17 protein-coding genes are annotated in these 18,482 nt (G+C 69.1%); all 17 read right to left on the bottom strand.

Annotated features, from left to right (window positions below):
• Positions 1 to 17 precede the first annotated feature (17 nt).
• A complete protein-coding gene (locus AMD30_RS23030) occupies positions 18 to 281 on the bottom strand; it encodes a hypothetical protein (RefSeq protein ID WP_010844812.1) in 264 nt (87 codons plus the stop codon).
• 117 nt (positions 282 to 398) lie between these two features.
• Positions 399 to 1,838, bottom strand: a complete 1,440-nt coding sequence (gene der / locus AMD30_RS23025; RefSeq protein WP_010844811.1) for a ribosome biogenesis GTPase Der — start codon at positions 1,836 to 1,838, stop codon at positions 399 to 401.
• Positions 1,835 to 2,548 carry a (d)CMP kinase gene (cmk, locus tag AMD30_RS23020; protein WP_055477235.1) on the bottom strand — a complete coding sequence of 238 codons (714 nt, stop codon included), beginning with the start codon at positions 2,546 to 2,548 and terminating at the stop codon, positions 1,835 to 1,837. The genes der and cmk overlap by 4 nt, the downstream gene beginning before the upstream one ends.
• Complete coding sequence (locus AMD30_RS23015) at positions 2,545 to 3,486, bottom strand: pseudouridine synthase (protein WP_035718315.1); 942 nt, start codon at positions 3,484 to 3,486, stop codon at positions 2,545 to 2,547. The genes cmk and AMD30_RS23015 overlap by 4 nt, the downstream gene beginning before the upstream one ends.
• A gap of 6 nt (positions 3,487 to 3,492) precedes the next feature.
• The gene (gene scpB / locus AMD30_RS23010; protein ID WP_055477234.1) at positions 3,493 to 4,251 is read right to left on the bottom strand and encodes an SMC-Scp complex subunit ScpB; all 759 of its coding nucleotides are present in this window, start codon (positions 4,249 to 4,251) and stop codon (positions 3,493 to 3,495) included.
• Entirely contained in the window at positions 4,248 to 5,126 is an 879-nt protein-coding gene (locus AMD30_RS23005) for a segregation and condensation protein A (protein WP_010844807.1), read from the bottom strand. Before AMD30_RS23005 ends, scpB begins: the two co-directional genes overlap by 4 nt.
• A complete protein-coding gene (locus tag AMD30_RS23000) occupies positions 5,123 to 6,073 on the bottom strand; it encodes a ParA family protein (protein ID WP_055477233.1) in 951 nt (316 codons plus the stop codon). The genes AMD30_RS23005 and AMD30_RS23000 overlap by 4 nt, the downstream gene beginning before the upstream one ends.
• A gap of 180 nt (positions 6,074 to 6,253) precedes the next feature.
• Positions 6,254 to 7,174: a site-specific tyrosine recombinase XerD gene (gene xerD / locus AMD30_RS22995; RefSeq protein ID WP_010844805.1), complete on the bottom strand. Its 921-nt coding sequence runs from the start codon at positions 7,172 to 7,174 to the stop codon at positions 6,254 to 6,256.
• Positions 7,171 to 7,806 (bottom strand): NUDIX domain-containing protein, encoded by a 636-nt coding sequence (locus AMD30_RS22990; protein WP_055477232.1) that lies wholly within the window; start codon positions 7,804 to 7,806, stop codon positions 7,171 to 7,173. Before AMD30_RS22990 ends, xerD begins: the two co-directional genes overlap by 4 nt.
• Positions 7,807 to 7,812: 6 nt before the next feature.
• Positions 7,813 to 9,612: a CTP synthase gene (locus tag AMD30_RS22985; RefSeq protein WP_084817360.1), complete on the bottom strand. Its 1,800-nt coding sequence runs from the start codon at positions 9,610 to 9,612 to the stop codon at positions 7,813 to 7,815.
• Between the two features lie 143 nt (positions 9,613 to 9,755).
• The gene (locus AMD30_RS22980; protein ID WP_014927031.1) at positions 9,756 to 10,691 is read right to left on the bottom strand and encodes a copper transporter; all 936 of its coding nucleotides are present in this window, start codon (positions 10,689 to 10,691) and stop codon (positions 9,756 to 9,758) included.
• A gap of 3 nt (positions 10,692 to 10,694) precedes the next feature.
• Positions 10,695 to 11,882: a putative cytokinetic ring protein SteA gene (gene steA / locus AMD30_RS22975; RefSeq protein WP_044507963.1), complete on the bottom strand. Its 1,188-nt coding sequence runs from the start codon at positions 11,880 to 11,882 to the stop codon at positions 10,695 to 10,697.
• A gap of 103 nt (positions 11,883 to 11,985) precedes the next feature.
• On the bottom strand, positions 11,986 to 13,740 hold the full coding sequence (recN, locus tag AMD30_RS22970) for a DNA repair protein RecN (RefSeq protein ID WP_055477231.1): 1,755 nt from the start codon (positions 13,738 to 13,740) through the stop codon (positions 11,986 to 11,988).
• A gap of 2 nt (positions 13,741 to 13,742) precedes the next feature.
• Positions 13,743 to 14,762 (bottom strand): NAD kinase, encoded by a 1,020-nt coding sequence (locus AMD30_RS22965; protein WP_010844799.1) that lies wholly within the window; start codon positions 14,760 to 14,762, stop codon positions 13,743 to 13,745.
• Positions 14,763 to 14,838: 76 nt separating this feature from the next.
• Positions 14,839 to 15,723, bottom strand: coding sequence for a TlyA family RNA methyltransferase (locus AMD30_RS22960; protein ID WP_010844798.1), 885 nt, complete (start codon positions 15,721 to 15,723; stop codon positions 14,839 to 14,841).
• A gap of 43 nt (positions 15,724 to 15,766) precedes the next feature.
• Positions 15,767 to 16,057 carry a hypothetical protein gene (locus AMD30_RS22955; RefSeq protein ID WP_055477230.1) on the bottom strand — a complete coding sequence of 97 codons (291 nt, stop codon included), beginning with the start codon at positions 16,055 to 16,057 and terminating at the stop codon, positions 15,767 to 15,769.
• Between the two features lie 11 nt (positions 16,058 to 16,068).
• Complete coding sequence (locus tag AMD30_RS22950) at positions 16,069 to 18,336, bottom strand: HAD-IIA family hydrolase (protein ID WP_055477229.1); 2,268 nt, start codon at positions 18,334 to 18,336, stop codon at positions 16,069 to 16,071.
• Positions 18,337 to 18,482 lie beyond the last annotated feature (146 nt).

Genomic DNA, 18,482 nt, shown 5'->3' with positions numbered 1-18,482 from the left:
GTCCGTGGTTAGTACACCTAGACCGCCGAACGCCTCTTGAACCAGATCCAGCCCGCGGTCACCAGGACCGCGCCGACAAGGGAGCCGATGATGCCGCTGGGACGGAGTTCGAGTCCGTCGCCGGAGAGCAGGCTGATGAGCAGCCCGCCGAGGAACGAACCCACGAGTCCGGCCACCAGGGCGAGACCCCAGTCGACGGTTCGCAGGTTCTTGCCGCCGAGGAGGATCTGCGCGAGGGCGCCGATGACCATGCCGAAAACGATGATTGCCAAGATGAGCACGAGACACCCTAGCCCACAACGCGTGTCATACACCACAGATCCACCAGAGCTGGACACGTCCACCACCTGAGCGGTGGAGGAACTGTCCAGCCGTGGTGGACCTGACGGCGCCGCGGGTCAGCGCTTGCGGCGTTGCTCCCGCTTGTCGCGGACGCGGACGTTGATCCGAACCGGCGAGCCGTCGAAGTTGAACTCCTCACGCAGCCGCCGCTCGAGGAATCGGCGGTAGCCCGCCTCGAGGAAGCCGGTGGTGAACAGCACGAAGGTCGGCGGCCGGACCGAGGCCTGGGTCGCGAACATCACGCGCGGCTGCCGGCCCCCGCGCAGCGGCGGCGGGTTGGCGGCGATGACATCTTTGAGCCAGTTGTTCAGCGGGCCGGTCGAGATGCGCTTGTCCCACGACTCGAGCGCCGATTCCAGCGCGGGCACCAGCTTCTGGACGGCCCGGCCGGTCGACGCCGAGATGTTCACCCGCCGCGCCCAGGGCACACGAGCGAGCTCGCGGTCGATCTCCTTGTCCAGCTGATACCGACGATCCTCGTCGACCAGATCCCACTTGTTGAACGCGATCACGAGCGCGCGGCCGCTCTCGATGATGAGCGACAGCACGCGCAGGTCCTGTTCGGTGATCGGTTCCGACGCGTCGATCAGCAGGACCGCCACCTCGGCCGCGTCGAGCGCCGACCGCGTCCGCAGCGACGCGTAGTACTCGTGACCGCTCGCGGTCCGCACCTTGCGTCGCAGACCGGCGGTGTCGACGAAATTCCAGGTCTTGCCGCCGAGTTCGACGAGTTCGTCGACCGGGTCGACGGTCGTGCCGGCCACGTTGTCGACCACCGAACGCTCGCTACCGGTCAGCTTGTTCAGCAGCGAACTCTTGCCGACGTTCGGTTTGCCGACGAGCGCGACCCGACGAGGACCGCCGAGAGTCGGTGCCTCCCGGGGAGTCTCGGGCAGCTTGTCCAGGATGATGTCGAGCAGATCGCCGGCGCCGCGGCCGTGCGCGGCCGACACCGGGTACGGCTCGCCGAGCCCCAGCGACCACAGCGAGGCGGTATCGGACTCGAGACGTTCGCTGTCGACCTTGTTGGCACACAGGATGACCGGGGTCTTCGAGCGCCGCAGCACCCGTGCGACCGCTTCGTCGGTCGCGGTCGCGCCGACCGTGGCGTCGACCACGACGACGATGGCGTCGGCAGTGCGCATGGCCAGTTCGGCCTGGGCGGCGACGGCCTGTTGCAGGCCCTTGGCGTCCGGCTCCCAACCTCCGGTGTCGACGACGGTGAACCGCCGGCCCGACCACGACGCCGCATACGACACGCGGTCACGGGTCACGCCGGGGATGTCCTCGACCACGGCTTCCCGACGGCCCAGGATGCGGTTGACGAGCGTCGACTTGCCCACGTTGGGCCGTCCGACGATCGCCACCACCGGCATGTGCTCGACGCCGGACGCGTCGTCGGCGCCCCCGACATCGGTCAGCTGCCAGTCGGTTTCGTCCGACCACGTGCCGTCGCCGGGCAGCGCCGTGAGATCGTCCGAGTAGTTGTCGCTCACCGTTCCACAGCTCCGATCCGGGTCTCCACGAGGCCGCTCAGTTCGTCGAGCACCTCGTCGAGGGTTTTGTCACTGGTGTCGACGAGAGTCGCGTCGTCGGCCGCACGCAGCGGCGACACCTTGCGCGTCGAGTCGAGATGGTCGCGCCGGTTGACACTCGCCAGCACCGCCTCGTAGTCGCTGTCGCGTCCGCCGGCCAGGTTCTGCTTGTGCCTCCGCTCGGCGCGCGCCTCGGGCGTCGCGGTCAGGAAGATCTTGACGTCCGCCTCGGGGAACACCACGGTGCCGATGTCGCGGCCCTCGACGACGACGAACCGTCCTTGCGCATTCTGCTGTTGCAGCGCAACCAGTTTCGTGCGCACCTCGGGTACCGCCGACACCGCGGACACGGCGCTCGTGACGTGCTCGGTCCGGATGGGACCGGAGACGTCGCGACCGTCGAGAAACACCTTGGCCCCGTCTCCGTCCGGCACCAGCGCGATGTCGACGCCGGCCGCCACGCGGGCGATCCCGGCTGGATCGTCCAGCGCAACACCGGCATCGAGAACAGCGAGCGTCACCGCCCGGTACATCGCACCGGTGTCGAGGTAGCTGGCCCCGACCTTGGCCGCGAGCAGTTTCGAGACCGACGACTTACCGGTACCCGCCGGACCGTCGATGGCGACGACATGCGTGGTTCCGCCGGCAGACGAGGACACCCCGTCGGTCACAGGCCGACCGCCTTGTACAGGCCACCGACCTCGTCGCTGCCCAGGACGCGCAGGCTGCCCGGGCGCTGCTCGCCCAGTGCCACCGAACCGACATGTGTGCGAACCAGTTTGACGACCGGGTAACCGACCTCGTCCATCATGCGACGCACCACGCGATTGCGGCCCTCGTGCAGAGTGATCCGCACCAGCGACTGCCCCTCGTGGACCTCGATCACGGTGAACTTGTCGACCGTCACCGGGCCGTCGTCGAGGTCGACGCCCTCGCGCATGCGTCGCGCAATCCCGCGCGGGACCTCGCCCTTGAGTGTTGCGAGGTAGGTCTTGGGCACCTCGAAAGACGGGTGCATCAACCGGTGCGCGAGTTCGCCGTCGTTGGTCAGCAGCAGCAGACCCTCGGTGTCGGCGTCGAGGCGACCGACGTGGAACAGCCGCTGGCCCGCCATGACCCGCTCGGCGACCACGTCACCCACACAGGGACGGCCCTGGTCGTCCGACATCGTCGACTGCCAGCCCTTGGGCTTGTTGAACGCCAGGTACTGCCGCGTCTCATCCATGATCACGCGGGCGCCGTCCACGCGGATGATCGCGGTGTCGGGGTTGATCCGCAGACCCTGCTCGGTGACGATCTCGCCGTCGACCTCGACACGACCGGCCGCGATCATCTCCTCGGCGCCGCGTCGTGACGCCACGCCGGCCTGGGCGAGCACCTTCTGCAACCGAACGCCGTCCTCGACGTAGGCGGCGCCGTCGCCGGAGCCGTGAGTGTCATCGGCGGGCGTCTGGTGGCGCGCCGGCTTTGCGTTGTTCAGCCGGATCTTGCCCACTTCGGCGTTCGGCTTCGAGGACCCCTTGCGGTGGGTCTTCTTGGTTCGCGGCTGTTGTGCGGGCGCGCCCTTGCGGCGGTTTCCCGGTGAGCCATCTCGGCCAGCGGATGCCATGTTCTCTCAGTCCTGTGAGTCGGTGGTGGTGCCACCGTCGATGATCAGTTCCTTCGAGTCTGACGGTTGAGAGGACAGTTTGGCGAATCGGGGATCCGCCAGCAGTTCCTCGTCGAGGTCGTCGATCAGGTCCACGTCGGGTAGGAGCGGCGCCAGATCGGGTAGCTCCGACAGGGACGCGAGGCCGAGGCGCTCGAGGAACAGCTCGGTGGTGGCATACGTCGTGGCGTTCGTGGTCGGTTCGTTGCCGACCTCGTTGATCAGCCCGCGTGCGACGAGCGTGCGGATCACGCCGTCGACGTTGACGCCGCGGATGGCGCTGACCCGGGCCCGGGTGACCGGCTGCCGGTACGCGATGACCGCCAGTGTCTCGAGGGCCGCTCGGGTGAGCTTCGACCGCGCCCCGTCGAGCAGCAGCCGCTCGACGTACGGGGCGTATTCCGCTCGTGTGTAGTAGCGCCAGCCGTCGCCGGCGAATCGCAGATCGAAGCCGCTGCCCGACGCGGTGAGCTCGGACGACATCGCGTTGAGCGTCTCTCGTACCCGCGTGCGGTCCTGGTCCACTGCGTTCGCGAGTTCGTCGGTGGTCACCGGGGTGTCGACGACGAGGAGCACCGCCTCCAGGGCTGAGCGCAGACGATCGTCGTCGAGATACTCCCCGTCACCCTGGAGCGCGGTCTGCTCGGGTTCGGCCGGTCCCGGATCCTCCCCCGCGGCCGGCCTGGTCGCGTCGTATGTCTCGACGTCGGGAACGTGGTCTGTCATCCGTAGTCCTCTGCCTTGTCGATGCGCAGGTCGTCGGCGCCGCGTTCGCTGGTCCACATCACCGCCAGGTCCTCGAGCGCCACGGGTTGTTCGAAGGCGACGGCCCGCTCCCGGAACAGCTCGAGCAGTCCGAGGAAGCTGCCGACGATCTCCAGCCCGCTCGCACAGTCCGCGGTCAGATCACGGAAGCTCAACCATGTGCCCGGCGCGGCACTGAGCAGGGACGCCATCCGACGCGCCTGGCCCGGAACGGACACCTTCTGTACGTCGTGCAGGTGGTCGAGGCCGACGGTGGGCACCGGGCGCGGCGTCAGCCCCGTCGCGGCGACCTGGGCGAAGCCGTCGGCGTCGACGCCGAGGGTCACCTCCGGCAGCAGATCCTCGAACCGCTTCTCCAGCGACACCGCCCGCGGGTAGCGCTGGAGCGCGGCCGCCTCGAGCTCGCCGAACAGAGCGGCCACCTGCTTGTACGCGCGGTACTGCAGCAACCGGGCGAACAACAGGTCCCGGGCCTCGAGCAGTGCGAGATCCTCGGGATCGTCCACCTCACCGGACGGCAGGAGGCGAGCCGCTTTGAGATCCAGCAGCGTCGCGGCGACTACGAGGAACTCGGTCGTCGCGTCGAGGCCCATCTCCGGCCCGAGTTCGCGCGTGTAGGCGATGAAGTCGTCGGTGACCACATGCAACGCCACCTCGGTCACATCGAGGCGGTGTTGTGAGATCAGGTTCAGCAACAGGTCGAACGGGCCCTCGAAGTTGCGCAGCTTCACCCGGAAGCCGGACTCCTGGGCGCCTTCCGGCGCCACCGCTTCTGCGATTGTGGCGGGTTCGGAGGCCGCGGCGTCGGGCGCCACCTGGTCCGTGCCGAGCGTCATGTGCCTTTGACGTTGCGGGCGATGACCTCGCGCGCGAGCGCCCGGTATGCCTTCGCGCCGGCCGACCGCGGCGCCCAGGAGGTGATCGGTTCTCCGGCGACGCTGGTCTCCGGGAACCGGACTGTACGGGCGATGACGGTGTCGTAGACGGCGTCACCGAACACCTCGACCACACGCGCCATCACCTCGCGCGAGTGCAGCGTGCGGGCGTCGAACATGGTCACCAGGATGCCGCCGAGATCGAGACGCGGGTTGAGCCGGTCACGCACCTTGTTGATCGTGTCGGTGAGCAGCGCCAGTCCGCGGAGGCTGAAGTACTCACACTCCATCGGGATGAGCACGGTGTCGGCGCAGGCCAGCGCGTTGACGGTGAGCAGACCCAGCGACGGCTGGCAGTCGATGAGGACGACGTCGTAGCGGTCGAGCACGGGATGCAGTGCCCGGCCCAGCGATTGCTCGCGGCCGACCTCGGTGACCAGTTGGATCTCCGCGGCGGAGAGGTCGATGTTGCTGGGCAGCAGGTCGAGACCGTCGACGCGGGTCCGCATCAGGACCTCGTCGGTCGCCACCTGCGGCGGCACGAGCAGGTTGTAGACGGTCTGATCCAGTTCGTGGTGCGGCACACCGAGACCCGCGGACAGCGCACCCTGAGGGTCGAGGTCGACGAGCAGGACCCGGCGACCGTATTCGGCAAGCGCCGCACCGAGATTGATGGTCGACGTCGTCTTGCCCACGCCGCCCTTCTGGTTGCAGACCGCGATCACCGTGGCGGGTCCGTGGCGGTCGAGCAATGCCGGTTCGGGAACGTCGCGATACGGCCGCCCGGTGGGCCCGATCTCGTCGACGTCGTGCCCTGCTTCTTCGGTGTCGTTGCCGGGCGACACCTGGATGCTGTACTGATGATCTCCCGGACGGGCGCCAGACCGCGGTGCGCTCGGAGTGGTCACGTGTCCGCCGCTCCCTTCGCTGTTCGATGCCGCTGCTGTTCGATCACGCTGCTGGTCGGTGCCGCTGTCGCCGCTGTTCGGTCGGGCAGCCGGTCCGCCCGTCGGCGTCCGAGCCTCGTATCAGCCTAGGACATCTGCCCGATCATTCCGGCGTCGGCGCGCCCGACGCGACCGCAGCGGTCAGCGCGCCCGCGGATGGGCGACGGCATAGACCTCGCGCATCGTGTTCACCGTCACGAGTGTGTACACCTGCGTGGTGGTGACCGAGGCATGGCCCAGGAGTTCCTGGACGACGCGGACGTCGGCGCCGCCGTCGAGGAGATGCGTCGCGAAGCTGTGCCGCAGGGTGTGCGGCGAGACCGCCTTGTCGAGTCCGGCACGTTCGGCCGCGGTGACGAGCACCTGCCAGGCGCTCTGCCGCGACAGCCGGCCACCGCGAGCGTTGAGGAACAGCGCGGGCGTCGCCCGCGACACCAGCGCGGGCCGTCCGCGGACGAGATACGCCTCGAGAGCGTCGACGGCCGGTCCGCCGATCGGCACGAGACGCTCCTTCCCGCCCTTGCCCCGCAGGCGAACCGCCCGCATGTCGTCGAGATCCAGGTCGTCGATGTCCAGCGAGGTGGCCTCGGAGATCCGCGCCCCGCAGCTGTAGAGGAACTCCAGCAGGGCACGGTCCCGCAGGCCGCGCGGATGGTCGTCGGCGCCCGCGGCGTCGAGGATCGCGAGCACCTCGTCCACCGGCAACGACTTCGGCAGGCGGCGGGCGGCGCGGGGCGGCCGGACATCATGCGCGACGTCGGTCGTCACGATCCCCTCGTCCACCGCGAACTTGTGAAACCGTCTGGTCGCGACCAGGGTTCGCGCGATCGAACTGTCCGCGAGGGGCGCGAATCCCGCGTCGGCGTCGCCGCGCCGCAGCTCCACGAGGAACTCGCGGATGTCCTCCTCGGCCACCGTGTCGAGGGCCGAGATCCCTCGTCGGTCGAGGTATCGCCGGTACCGCTCGAGGTCGCGCCGGTACGACGACACCGTGTTGGCCGCCGCACCTCGCTCCACCGTCAGGTGATCGAGGTAGCGCGAGATGTCGGCGGCCAGGGTCACGACCGGCGGCCCCGATCGTCGGCACGACGGTTGCGTAATGCGGTCGGTTCGTCCGGCCACGGGGCGCCGACACCTCGCAGACCGGTCGTCGATTCGCGCGCAGCCGCCGCGGCCAGGATGCCGGCGACGCTGGTCGCGTTGACGATCTCGCCCGCAAAGACCTGGGCGACAGCGTCGTCGAGCAGTACCCACTCCACCGACATGTCGGCCTCCTCGTCCACGCGTTCGGCTGCGTCGAGATGGTGCAACCCCTCGGCGAGATACAGCCGCAGCGCCTCGTCGGTGAACCCGGGTGAGAGGGCGAGGTCGACGAGGACGTGCCACGAGTCGGCGGCGAGATCGGCCTCTTCGGCCAACTCGCGCTGCGCGGCGGCCAAGGGCTCCTCGTCGGCCTGGTCGAGCAGCCCCGCGGGCAACTCGAGCAGTCGGCGTCCGAGCGGATGACGGTACTGCCGCACCATCGCCACGCGACCGGCTTCGTCGCGTGCCAGGATCGCGACGGCCCCGAAATGCTCGACGACCTCACGCTCGGCGACGCGTCCGCCCGGCATCTCGACATCGTCGACCCGCAGGGTGATGATCGCGCCGTCGTACACCGTGCGGCTGTCCTTGACCTCGAAGTCGTGGCCCAAGGCGGGTCAGCCCCTGCCGACGGAGTCGTCGAGCGCTGCCTCGCCGAGCCCGGCCACCGGTTCGACCGTGACCGCGTTGACCGCGGCGACCGCGTCCGCGGGAGCGTCGTTCGACTCGTAGTCGTCACCGAGGTCGACCGGGAGGCGCTCGGCGGCCTTGTACTTCAACGCGGCCTCGATGAACGACCGGAACAGCGGATGCGGACGGGTCGGCCGACTCTTGAGCTCCGGATGCGCCTGGGTGGCAACGAGATACGGATGAACGGACTTGGGGTACTCGACGAATTCGACGAGATGCCCGTCGGGCGAGGTGCCCGAGAAGACGAGTCCGGAGTCGGCGATCTTGTCGCGGTAGGCGTTGTTGACCTCGAAGCGGTGGCGGTGACGCTCGGACACCTCACGCGTCCCGTACGCCTCGGCGACGACGGACCCGGCCTTCAGCACGGCGTCGTAGGCTCCGAGCCGCATGGTGCCACCGAGGTCGGCATCGCCGGCCACGGCGTCGGCCTGATCGGCCATCGTCGAGATCACCGGGTGCGGCGTCTCCGGATCGAACTCGGTCGAGCTCGCCTCGTCGAGCCCGACCGACCGGGCTGCCTCGATGACGACACACTGCAGGCCGAGACACAGACCCAGCAGCGGGATCCCGCGGCGGCGCGCATACGAGATGGCACCGACCTTGCCCTCGATGCCGCGGATGCCGAAGCCGCCGGGGATCAGGATCGCGTCGACGTCGCCGAGCGCGGCCTGCGCACCTGCCGCAGTGGCGCATTCGTCCGAGGGCACCCACTTGATCTCGGTGCGCGCCTTCCAGGCGAAGCCGCCCGCACGAATGGCCTCGGTCACCGACAGGTAGGCGTCGGGCAGGTCGACGTACTTGCCGACCAGCGCGACGCGGACGGTCTCCCGCGGCTCGTGCACGCGGCGCAACAGTTCGCCCCACACCGTCCAGTCGACGTCGCGGAACGGCAGACCGAGCTTGCGGACCACGTAGGCGTCGAGGTGCTCGCTGTGCAACACCTTCGGGATGTCGTAGATCGACGGGGCGTCGGGAGTGGAGATCACGCCGTCGAGTTCGACGTCGCACATGAGCGCGATCTTCTTCTTGAGCCCCTCGGGCACGTCCCGGTCGCAGCGCAGGATGAGCGCATCGGGCTGGATGCCGACGTTGCGCAGCGCGGCGACCGAGTGCTGGGTCGGTTTGGTCTTCAGCTCACCCGACGGAGCCAGGTACGGCACCAGCGACACGTGCAGGAAGAAGACGTTGTCGCGGCCCACGTCGTGGCGCACCTGACGCGCGGCCTCGATGAACGGCAGCGACTCGATGTCACCCACGGTGCCGCCGATCTCGGTGATCACCACGTCGGGGACCTCGCCGTCGGCGTCCGGCTCGCCCATCGCCAGCACCCGCGACTTGAGTTCGTCGGTGATGTGCGGGATGACCTGGACGGTCTCGCCGAGGTACTCGCCGCGGCGTTCCTTGGCGATGACCGTCGAATAGACCTGTCCGGTGGTCACATTCGCCGACTGCGAGAGATTGCGGTCCAGGAAGCGTTCGTAGTGCCCGACGTCGAGGTCGGTCTCGGCGCCGTCCTCGGTGACGAACACCTCTCCGTGCTGGAAGGGGTTCATCGTGCCGGGATCGACATTCAGATAGGGGTCGAGCTTCTGCATCGTGACCCGGAGGCCCCGCGAGGTGAGAAGCTGCCCCAGGCTGGAGGCCGTCAGGCCCTTGCCCAGCGAAGAGGCGACACCACCGGTCACAAAGATGTGCTTGGTGTCATGAACATGGCGAAGTGGTCGCAAAAGAAGTGTCTCCCGTCGGCCGAATCGGGGCCGATGCCCTGATTACCTACGGGACTCCAGGGTAACACCACCGGCGCCCGACGCCGCACCGCCACACCGCAGGCGGGCGTGGCGGCACTTCCGCGAGCGCAGCGAACCCGTTCTCACGCGGCCGGCCGGCCGTCGACGCCGACCGTGATCGCGGTCGCCCCCGCTCCGGTGCCGTAGGAACCGGTCGTACCGTCGACCTCGGCGGCCAGGGCGAGAATCGTCGTGATGAGGCCGGTCGGCTGATCGATGTTGTCGACCGTCGAGACCGCGTTGGCCAGCGACGGATCCGAGCGGACGATGGCGATCGGCGACCCACCCGAGGCCGACCCGGTGCGCCCGACGAGTACACCGCCGACCCCGCGTGCCGACATCGCGGCAGCGAAGCGGCCGACGAGCGCGCCCTGCGCGCCCGAGTCCGGTCCGAACTCGTCGCCGGTGACCACGACGACCAGATCGGTCGGGGTGATGGCGTTGTCGGCGTAGTCGATGAATCCACCGTCGCGCAGCGTGCCGAGACCGGTCCGACGATCACCGGACGACGCCGGACGTGCCGTCTCGTTCGACAGCACGAGGGCCCCCAGGAGGTCACCGACCCGCCCGCCGGAGTCGGTCAGTTCGGCGCGGAGCATCGTGCCCGGCGGGATGGTCTGGTCGACGATCGTCCGCAGCTCCTCGGACTTGCCGTCGGTGAGCAGTGCGTCGGTCAGGGCCAGCTGTCCGCCGAAGCGTGCCCCGGCACCCGAGATCGACTCCTTGACCGCGTCGACGTCGGCTTCCGCCGCGTTTGGTGCGGTCACCACCAGAACGGACTGCCCCTTCAACTTGTCGGCGATCAGCCGCGGCGCGATGGCGAGGTCGAAGCTGTTGGAGGCATTGAGCTTTGCGTTGAGATCGTCGCGCTCGTTCTCCAGGTCGCCGATGCGGTCGCGGCTCGTGCCGGTCATCGAGTTGACACGGTCGCCGACGAAACCCGATCCCAGGAACAGTCCCAGGGCGAGCGCGAGAAAGACCGCGACCAGTGAGATCGCGTGCTGTCGTAGCGAGATCATCGGCTACCTGTTCCAAACCTCTCGTGCCCAGTCCAGCAGCGCGTTCCACTGCAGGACGATCCAGTCGGTGATGTCGGTGCCCGCATTCGACAACATCACGGCCGCGATCACGGCCACCAGGGCCGCGAGGACGACACACGCGATGGCCGCTCCCGACACCCGGCTGCGGTACAGCGTGGCGACCGCCTTGGCGTCGACCAGCTTCTGACCGACCTTCAGCCGCGTCAGGAACATCGAGGGATTGCTCTCCCGGCGCGAGCGGTCGAAGAAGTCGTCGAGTGACCCGGGATAGCCGACGGTGACGATCAGATCGGCGCCGTGGTAGTCGGTGAGCAGCAGCGCCAGGTCGCCGGCCGAACCGGCGGCCGGGAACGTGGTGGCGCCGATGCCCAGATCCTGGATGCGTTCGAGCCCGGTCGCATGGCCGTCGGTGTCAGCCGGAAGCACCAGCTGTGCACCGGATTTCAGCGTCGCAGTCTTCATGGTGTCGGGGTCGCCGACGACGATCGCGGGCTTGTACCCGGCCTTCATCAGGGTGTCCGCGCCGGCCCCGACACCCACCATGACGGGCTGATACTCCTTGATGAACGGCTTCAGGGAGCGCAGGTCGGCGGCGCGGTCGGCGCCTTCTCCGACGATGACGACATGGCGGCCCGCGACGTCGACGTCGATCTCGGGGACACCGACGCCGTCGATGAGCAACGGGGATTCGCTGCGGATGAACTCGATGGTGTTGCCCGAGAACGCCTCGAGATGGTCGACGAGACCGGCTTTGGCGCCGATCATGATGTCGGCGATCTCACGCTCGTCGAGTTCGGTGCCGAGTGCCAGTCGTCGTTCCCCGACGAACAGCCGGTCGTTGTGGACCCGCACCTTGGCGCCGTCCTTGACCCGCTTGAAGATGTCCGGTCCCACGTCGTCGAGCAGCACGATGCCGGATGCCACCAGGACCTCGGGCCCGAGGTTGGGATAGCGGCCGGTGATCGACCGCGAGGCGTTGACCACGGCCACGACGTTGGCCTCGACGAGGGCATCGGCGGTCACCCGGTCGAGGTCGACCTCGTCGAGGATGGCGATGTCGCCCGGCCCGACGCGGTTGAGCAGCCGTTTCGTGTTCTTGTCGATTCTGGCGATACCGGTCACGCCAGGCAGTTCTTCGGTGGTACGCGCGAGCAGTGCAGGCATCTTCATGACGGCCATGATCGGCCGAAGGCAGGTCTCAGCCGTGGAGGCGCGCCGTAACAGGAGCAACTTTTGTCACACACGCACCATGTGTTTCACCGTTCGTGACCGGTCAGTTGGCAGCGCGCTCCGTCTCCGCGATCGCCAGCAGTTCTTCGGCGTGGGCGCGTCCGGTGTCGGACTCCCCCAGGCCCGCGAGCATGCGGGCCAGCTCGGCGACACGCTCGTCCCGATCGAGCGTGCGGACGCTGCTGGTGACCAGCGCACCCTTCTTGCTCTTGCCGATGACGAGGTGATTGTCGGCGAACGCCGCCACCTGCGGGAGGTGCGTCACCACGATGACCTGGTGCGCCCGGGCGAGCCTCGACAGGCGCTTCCCGATCTCGACGGCCGCGCGGCCACCGACGCCGGCATCGACCTCGTCGAAGACCATGACCGACCCCGACGTGGGTGCGGCGAGGACGACTTCGAGCGCGAGCATCACCCGCGAGAGCTCGCCACCCGATGCCGACTTCGCGATGGGCAACGGGGTGGCGCCGGGATGGGCGACGAGCGCGAACTCGACCTTGTCGGCGCCATCGGCGCCGGCGTGCACAGCGGTGCCCGCGACGGTGACCGCCAGCCGGTCGTCGGGCGACGCCGGGTCCGGGTTGACCGCGACGGCCAGCGCCGAGTCCCCCATCGCCAGCCCCTTGAGCTCACGGGACACCTTGTCCGCCATCGACTTGGCGGCCTTCGCGCGCAGCGTGTGCAACTTCTCCGCCGCGGTCTGCACGGCATCCCGCGCGGACATCGCGGCGACCTCGAGCTCCTCGACCGAGGCACGCGGGTCCTCGAGTTCGGCCAGTCTGGCCTCTGCGGTTCGGCGCCAGTCGATCACGCCGTCGACGTCGGGTGCGTACTTACGGACCAGCGTCTTCAGCTCGGCCTGACGGGCGAGCAGTTTGTCGAGTTCCTCGGCGTCGGCGGGCAGGCTCGACGTGAAGGCGGTCAGTTCGGCACCGACGTCGGTGATGATGGTGAGCGCCTCGGCGACGCGCGGCACCAGATCGCGCAAGGTGTCGTCCGCCGCGGTCTCGAGGAGCGTCCGGACCGTTCCGAGGCCCTCGATGACCGACGACCCCGATTCGCCCGCGACGAGATGGTGGGCCTGATCTGCAGCACCCCGGATGGACTCCAGGTCGGAGAGCCGACGGATCGTCGCGGTCAGCTCCTCGTCCTCCCCGGGCGCCGGGTCGACGGCGGCGATCTCGTCGATGCCGAACCGCAGCCGGTCGGCCTCCTGCGCGAGCTCCCGCTGGTTGGCGCGCCGGGTGTCGAGCTCGTCGAGCAACTCCACCCAGGCCGACCGCGCCTTCCGGTACGACTCCAGTGCCGAGGCGGCCTTCGGTCCGGCGAAGGTGTCGAGCGCGGCACGCTGGTGCTCAGGACGCAGGAGGCGCAACTGATCGTTCTGGCCGTGGATGGCCAGGACCGCGGTGGTGAGCTGACCCATCACGCCCACCGGCACCGATCGCCCGCCCAGATGGGCACGGGACCGCCCGTCGGCGCTGACCGACCGGACCGCGATGACGGTGTCGTCGTCGTCGAGCTCGGCCCCGGTGGAGTCCAAGATCTCGGCGACGACCGGGTCTCGCTGCGCGCCACCGTTGTTCGCGAGACGGAATCGGCCCTCGACGATCGCCTTGGCACTACCGGTCCGGACGCGGGACGCGTCGGCGCGTGCGCCAGACAGCAGGTGCAGGCTGGTGACGATCATCGTCTTACCCGCGCCGGTCTCGCCGGTGAGCACCGTGAACCCGGGATGGAAGCGCGCCTGCGCCTCCTCGATGACGCCGAGTCCGGTGATCGAGATCTCTTCGAGCACGCCTACGCCTGCCTCCCCCGCCAACCCGTGACCGGGAGGGCGAACTTGGTGACCAGTCGGTCCGCGAAGGGATCGGAGTCGATCCGGATCCATCGCACCGACCGCTCGCTGCGCACGACCTCGACCCGCGCACCGGCGGGGACGTCGAGCGCGCGCCGGCCGTCACACAGCGCCACCGCCGACCGTCCGTTCTTGTCGACCTCCACCGCTATCCGCGATCGTGGACTCGTGACCATCGGCCGTGCGAACAGCGCGTGTGCGTTGTTGGGGACCACCAGGATGGCCTCCAGATCGGGCCACATCACCGGGCCACCCGCCGAGAAGGCATAGGCCGTCGACCCGGTCGGTGTCGACACCAGCACGCCGTCGGCGCCGAAGGCCGAGACCGGCCGGCCGTCGACCTCGGTCACGAGTTCGAGCACACCGTTGTTGCTCGTGTTCAGGACCGCGACCTCGTTGAGGGCCCAGCTGCAGGCGGTCGGCGGATCCGGGTCGGCCGGATCGACGATGGCGATGTCGAGGGTCATCCGCGGTTCGATGCGGTAGTCCCGGGCGATCAGCTGGTTCATGACCTCGTCGACCCGATGGGCCTCCGCCTCCGCCAGGAAGCCGATGTGCCCGAGGTTGATACCGAGGACGGGGACCTCTGCGGGATAGGCCAGCTCCGCTGCCCGCAGGAAGGTGCCGTCGCCGCCCAGCACGATGACCAGCTCACAGCCCTCGGCCGAGGCGGACTCGGCGGTTGTCACCTCGACGACAGCTCCGAGGGACCGCAGGTATTCGGGATCGACGGGGACGTTCGGGGGACGCGGCGACCCGCCCTCGTTGTTGCGGTACAGCACGTCGTGATCGGGGGCGTCGCGGTCGAGAGTGTCATGGTCGACGACGCGGAGTGCGACGCCGGCGGCCGCACAGCGTCGCGCGATCGCTTCGATGGTGTCGAGAACGTTCTCGCGTCCGGTGTGGGCGACCACCAAGAACTCGCGGGCACCGGTGTGGTCCGGCGCCGAATCGTCGGTCACTGGTGATTCCCTCCATCGAAGTGCGGTCTGGGAAAAGTGCGGTGTCGGAGTTCGGCCACGTCACCGAACCGAGCGATCAGCGCGGACCCGCGGCGACCGCTTGTTCGATCATGGCTCGGAGTTCGTCCGGGGATCCGGTGAGGCGATCCGCGTCGGCCGAGTCCGACCGGTCGACCCTATCGCTCTGTCCCGACTCCCCGCCTGTCCGGTGGTGCTCGTTGTGCAGCCAGAGGAAGAACTCGACGTTGCCCGACGGCCCGGGCAGCGGGCTGGCGACCACACCCCGGGTGCGGAGACCGTGTGCGGCGGCTTCGGTCGCGACCGCCAGTACCGCTTCGGCGCGCAGCGCCGGGTCGCGGACCACGCCGCCCGAACCGACCCGGTCCTTGCCGACCTCGAACTGCGGTTTGACCATCGGCAGCAGGTCGGCGTCCGGCGCGCAACACCGGGCCAGCGCAGGGAGCACCAGCCCGAGCGAGATGAACGACAGGTCGGCGACCACGACGTCGACCGGACCTCCGATGGACTCGGGCTCGAGATGTCGGACGTTGGTCCGGTCGTGGACCACGACGCGATCGTCGTTCTGCAACCGCCAGATGAGCTGTCCGTAACCGACATCCGCGGCAACCACCTCACGGGCGCCGCGCCGGAGCAGTACATCGGTGAATCCCCCGGTGGACGCGCCGGCGTCGAGGCATCGACGTCCCTCGACCACGAGTCCCTGCGGCTCGAAGGCGTCGAGTGCACCGAGCAGTTTGTGCGCACCCCGTGACGCCCAGTCGTCTCGTGGACCCTCGTCGACGACGATCGGAGTGTCGCGGGTGACGCCGGTGGCCGCCTTCGACGCGACGGTCCCGTTTACCCGGACCGAACCGGCATCGACGAGTTCACGCGCCTGCTCGCGTGAGCGCGCGAGACCGCGACGGACGAGTTCGGCATCGAGCCGTGCTCTGGTCGCCATGCTCAGGACCGTTCTTCCACCGACGACTGCGCCCCGCTCGGGGTCATCGCCGGTCGACGGCGTCGAGGGCCGCGGTGAGCGAGTCGTGGGCCTGCTCGAGGAGCCCAGCCTGACGTTCGAGTGCCGCAAGGGAGAACGTGTCGCCCACCGATTCTCGAACCTCGTCGACCTGCGCGAGTATCCCGGTGACCTCGGCCTCCACGTCGGGCAGCTCGGCCACGTCACCAGCCGCCCCGAACCCGTCGGCTACCGGATCGAACTGCCGACGCGGCATCGCACCCGGCGTGGGCCGGGACGGTCCTGGGTCAGCCGGGGAGGCGGTCGGGTGATTCATCGTGCACCACGCTAGCCGACGAGTGTGACACCGAGGGATTCGAGCTTGGCCAGTGCGGTTCCCTCCGCGACAACCCGCAACTCGTCCGGATCCGCCGACCCGGCATCGACCGCTTCCCAGACGGCCGCCGCGAGCGCGGGCACCAGACCCGCCTCCGCGCCCGAACCGGCGACCCGCACCGTCGAACCGTCCACCTCGACGTCCCACCCGGGTTGGTCGGACACGCGCACGGCGTCGATGTCGACGAACAGGCCCGCGAGATCGTCCAGAACGTAGGTGGGCCGCTGCTCCGGCGGAGCCGCCAGCAGATCGTCGACGGTGCTCACGCCGGTCAGCACCAGAGCACTCTCGATACCGACGGCGTGTCCGCCCTCGATGTCGGTGTCGAGCCGGTCCCCGACGACGAGCGGTGCACTCGCCCGTGCGCGCGCGATCGCGTCGGCCATCAACGGCGCGGCCGGCTTGCCCGCCACCAGGGGCTCTTTACCCGTCGCGTTACGCAGCGCGGCGACCATGGAGCCGTTCCCCACCAGCAGTCCCCGCTCGGAGGGCAGGGTGGCGTCGACGTTCGTCGCGATCCACAGCGCACCGGCTCGGATCGCGAGCGCGGCCTCGGACAGCTGCGCCCACCCGGTGTCCGGTGAGTGCCCCTGGATCACCGCGGCGGGCCGGTCATCGGCACTTCGTGTCACCCCGACGCCGACCTCGCGCACCTCTTGCGCGAGGCCGTCGGTACCGATCACCAGGGCACGCGATCCCGGCTCCAGATGCTCGGACAGCAGCCGGGCACCCGACTGCGCACTCGTCACGACGAGGTCGTCGGTCGCCTCGAATCCGAGTTCGCGGAGATGGGCGGCCACCTCGGACGGACGACGGCTCGCGTTGTTGGTCACGAAAAACCGCGGTATGGCCAGCCGAGCCAGCGCGTCGAGAGCGTTGGGCAGCGCGTGGTGCCCGGCGAACACGGTGCCGTCCAGATCGAGGAGAAGTGCGTCGTGATGATCGACGAGGGTGACGGAATCGGCCGGACCGTCGGCGGTGGGCGCGGCCGGAGCCCGCGACTCCGACGAGTCCTCCAAAGCAGTCAGAGGGTTCGGCACGCCTTCGACGATCGTCGACTCGGAGACGACCACGTCGGTGGTCTCGCGGTCCACTTCCGATTCGACGGCGGGGCCGGCTTCGTCCGCGTGCACGGCTGTGTCGACCGGAGTCGAGGTCTGCGACAGGTCTGCGGTACCCGGAACGGTCTCGATGTTCTCGGCCTCGTCGTTCTGGGTCTCGACATGCCCGATTTCGACGGCAGGTGCAACCGGCTCGGCGGACGAACCGCTCGCGGCGGCGTCGCCGGACGAGTCCTCGACCGGTGCCGGCGACTCCGACAGCGGTTGTTGCTCGACGTCGTGTTCGACGCCCGGCACCGGCGCCGCCTGTGCGTGGCCACCCGCTGACGCTCCGTTCACCGAAACGCCCTGTGCAGGCTGATCGTCGTTGGCCAGTTCGGTAAGGCGGTCCTCGGCGTCGGTGACATCGTCGACGTCGGCTGCCGCGGCGTTCATGAACCAGGTGATCGCATCGTCCCGGCGACCGGCCGACTCGAGCGCGGAGGCATACGCGTAGAAGAGGCGAGCCGGACCCGTGCCGAGCTGCCCTGGCTTGAGATTCTCCGCCTGCAGGGTGACGACGGCCTTCTCGGGCTCGCCGAGGTCCATCCGGGCGCCCGCTTCGACGATCCGCATCTCCGTGGCGTCTTCTCCCGTCAGTGACCGGCCCTCGTCGCCTCGGGCGATCTCGACGGCACGTTCGGGGCGCCCGAGACCACGTTCGCTGTCCGCGATGAGCGGCAGCAGGGCGGAATTGCCGGTGATGCGTTTGGCGGCCCGGAGTTCCGTCGCGGCTTCCTGCCATTCGCCGGCGTTGTAGGCGGCGATGCCGACGGTCTCCCGGACCACGCCGACCCGGGACGCGCGAGCACGGGCTGCGCGTGCGTGCTCCAGCGCCTGGGCGGGATCCTCGAGCAGGATCCGCGACACCATCACGAGATGCCGCGCGACGATCTCGGCGTTGGCCTTGTCGAGTGTCAGCAGGTCACGACGCACCTCGGGATCGAGATCCGAGGCTGCCACGTCGTCGGGTAGCGGCGGCCCGGGCTGACGGCTGCCACGGTCAGACGCCCGGTCACGCCCCGGACGATCAGGACGGCCGCCTCGGCCACCGTCTCGCTGTCCACGCGTGTCCCGCTGTCCGCGGCCCTCGCGGCGCGGACGATCACGATCACTCATAGCTGCCAATCTATGCTCTCGAACCTTGCTGGATGCCACTCGGCGACGACGCCGGCATGGGCGGACGCATGAGAAAGGCCCCGTATCCGACGAAAGAAATTCATCGAATACGGGGCCTTTCTGAAGTTGTGTTCGGCGGTGTCCTA

Origin of the sequence: Gordonia sp. HS-NH1, from assembly GCF_001418765.1 — a bacterium.
Taxonomy (GTDB): Bacteria; Actinomycetota; Actinomycetes; order Mycobacteriales; family Mycobacteriaceae; genus Gordonia.
The sequence above is the reverse complement of the archived record's forward strand: the minus strand, read 5'-3'. Positions and strand labels throughout refer to the sequence as shown.

What these genes read in the sequence shown, in the direction of transcription:
- AMD30_RS23015 (WP_035718315.1), bottom strand. Translation starts at nt 3,486, where the DNA reads ATGGCATCCGCTGGCCGAGATGGCTCACCGGGAAACCGCCGCAAGGGC.
- scpB (WP_055477234.1), bottom strand. Translation starts at nt 4,251, where the DNA reads ATGACAGACCACGTTCCCGACGTCGAGACATACGACGCGACCAGGCCG.
- AMD30_RS23005 (WP_010844807.1), bottom strand. Translation starts at nt 5,126, where the DNA reads ATGACGCTCGGCACGGACCAGGTGGCGCCCGACGCCGCGGCCTCCGAA.
- AMD30_RS22980 (WP_014927031.1), bottom strand. Translation starts at nt 10,691, where the DNA reads ATGATCTCGCTACGACAGCACGCGATCTCACTGGTCGCGGTCTTTCTC.
- steA (WP_044507963.1), bottom strand. Translation starts at nt 11,882, where the DNA reads ATGAAGATGCCTGCACTGCTCGCGCGTACCACCGAAGAACTGCCTGGC.
- AMD30_RS22960 (WP_010844798.1), bottom strand. Translation starts at nt 15,723, where the DNA reads ATGGCGACCAGAGCACGGCTCGATGCCGAACTCGTCCGTCGCGGTCTC.
- AMD30_RS22955 (WP_055477230.1), bottom strand. Translation starts at nt 16,057, where the DNA reads ATGAATCACCCGACCGCCTCCCCGGCTGACCCAGGACCGTCCCGGCCC.
- AMD30_RS22950 (WP_055477229.1), bottom strand. Translation starts at nt 18,336, where the DNA reads ATGAGTGATCGTGATCGTCCGCGCCGCGAGGGCCGCGGACAGCGGGAC.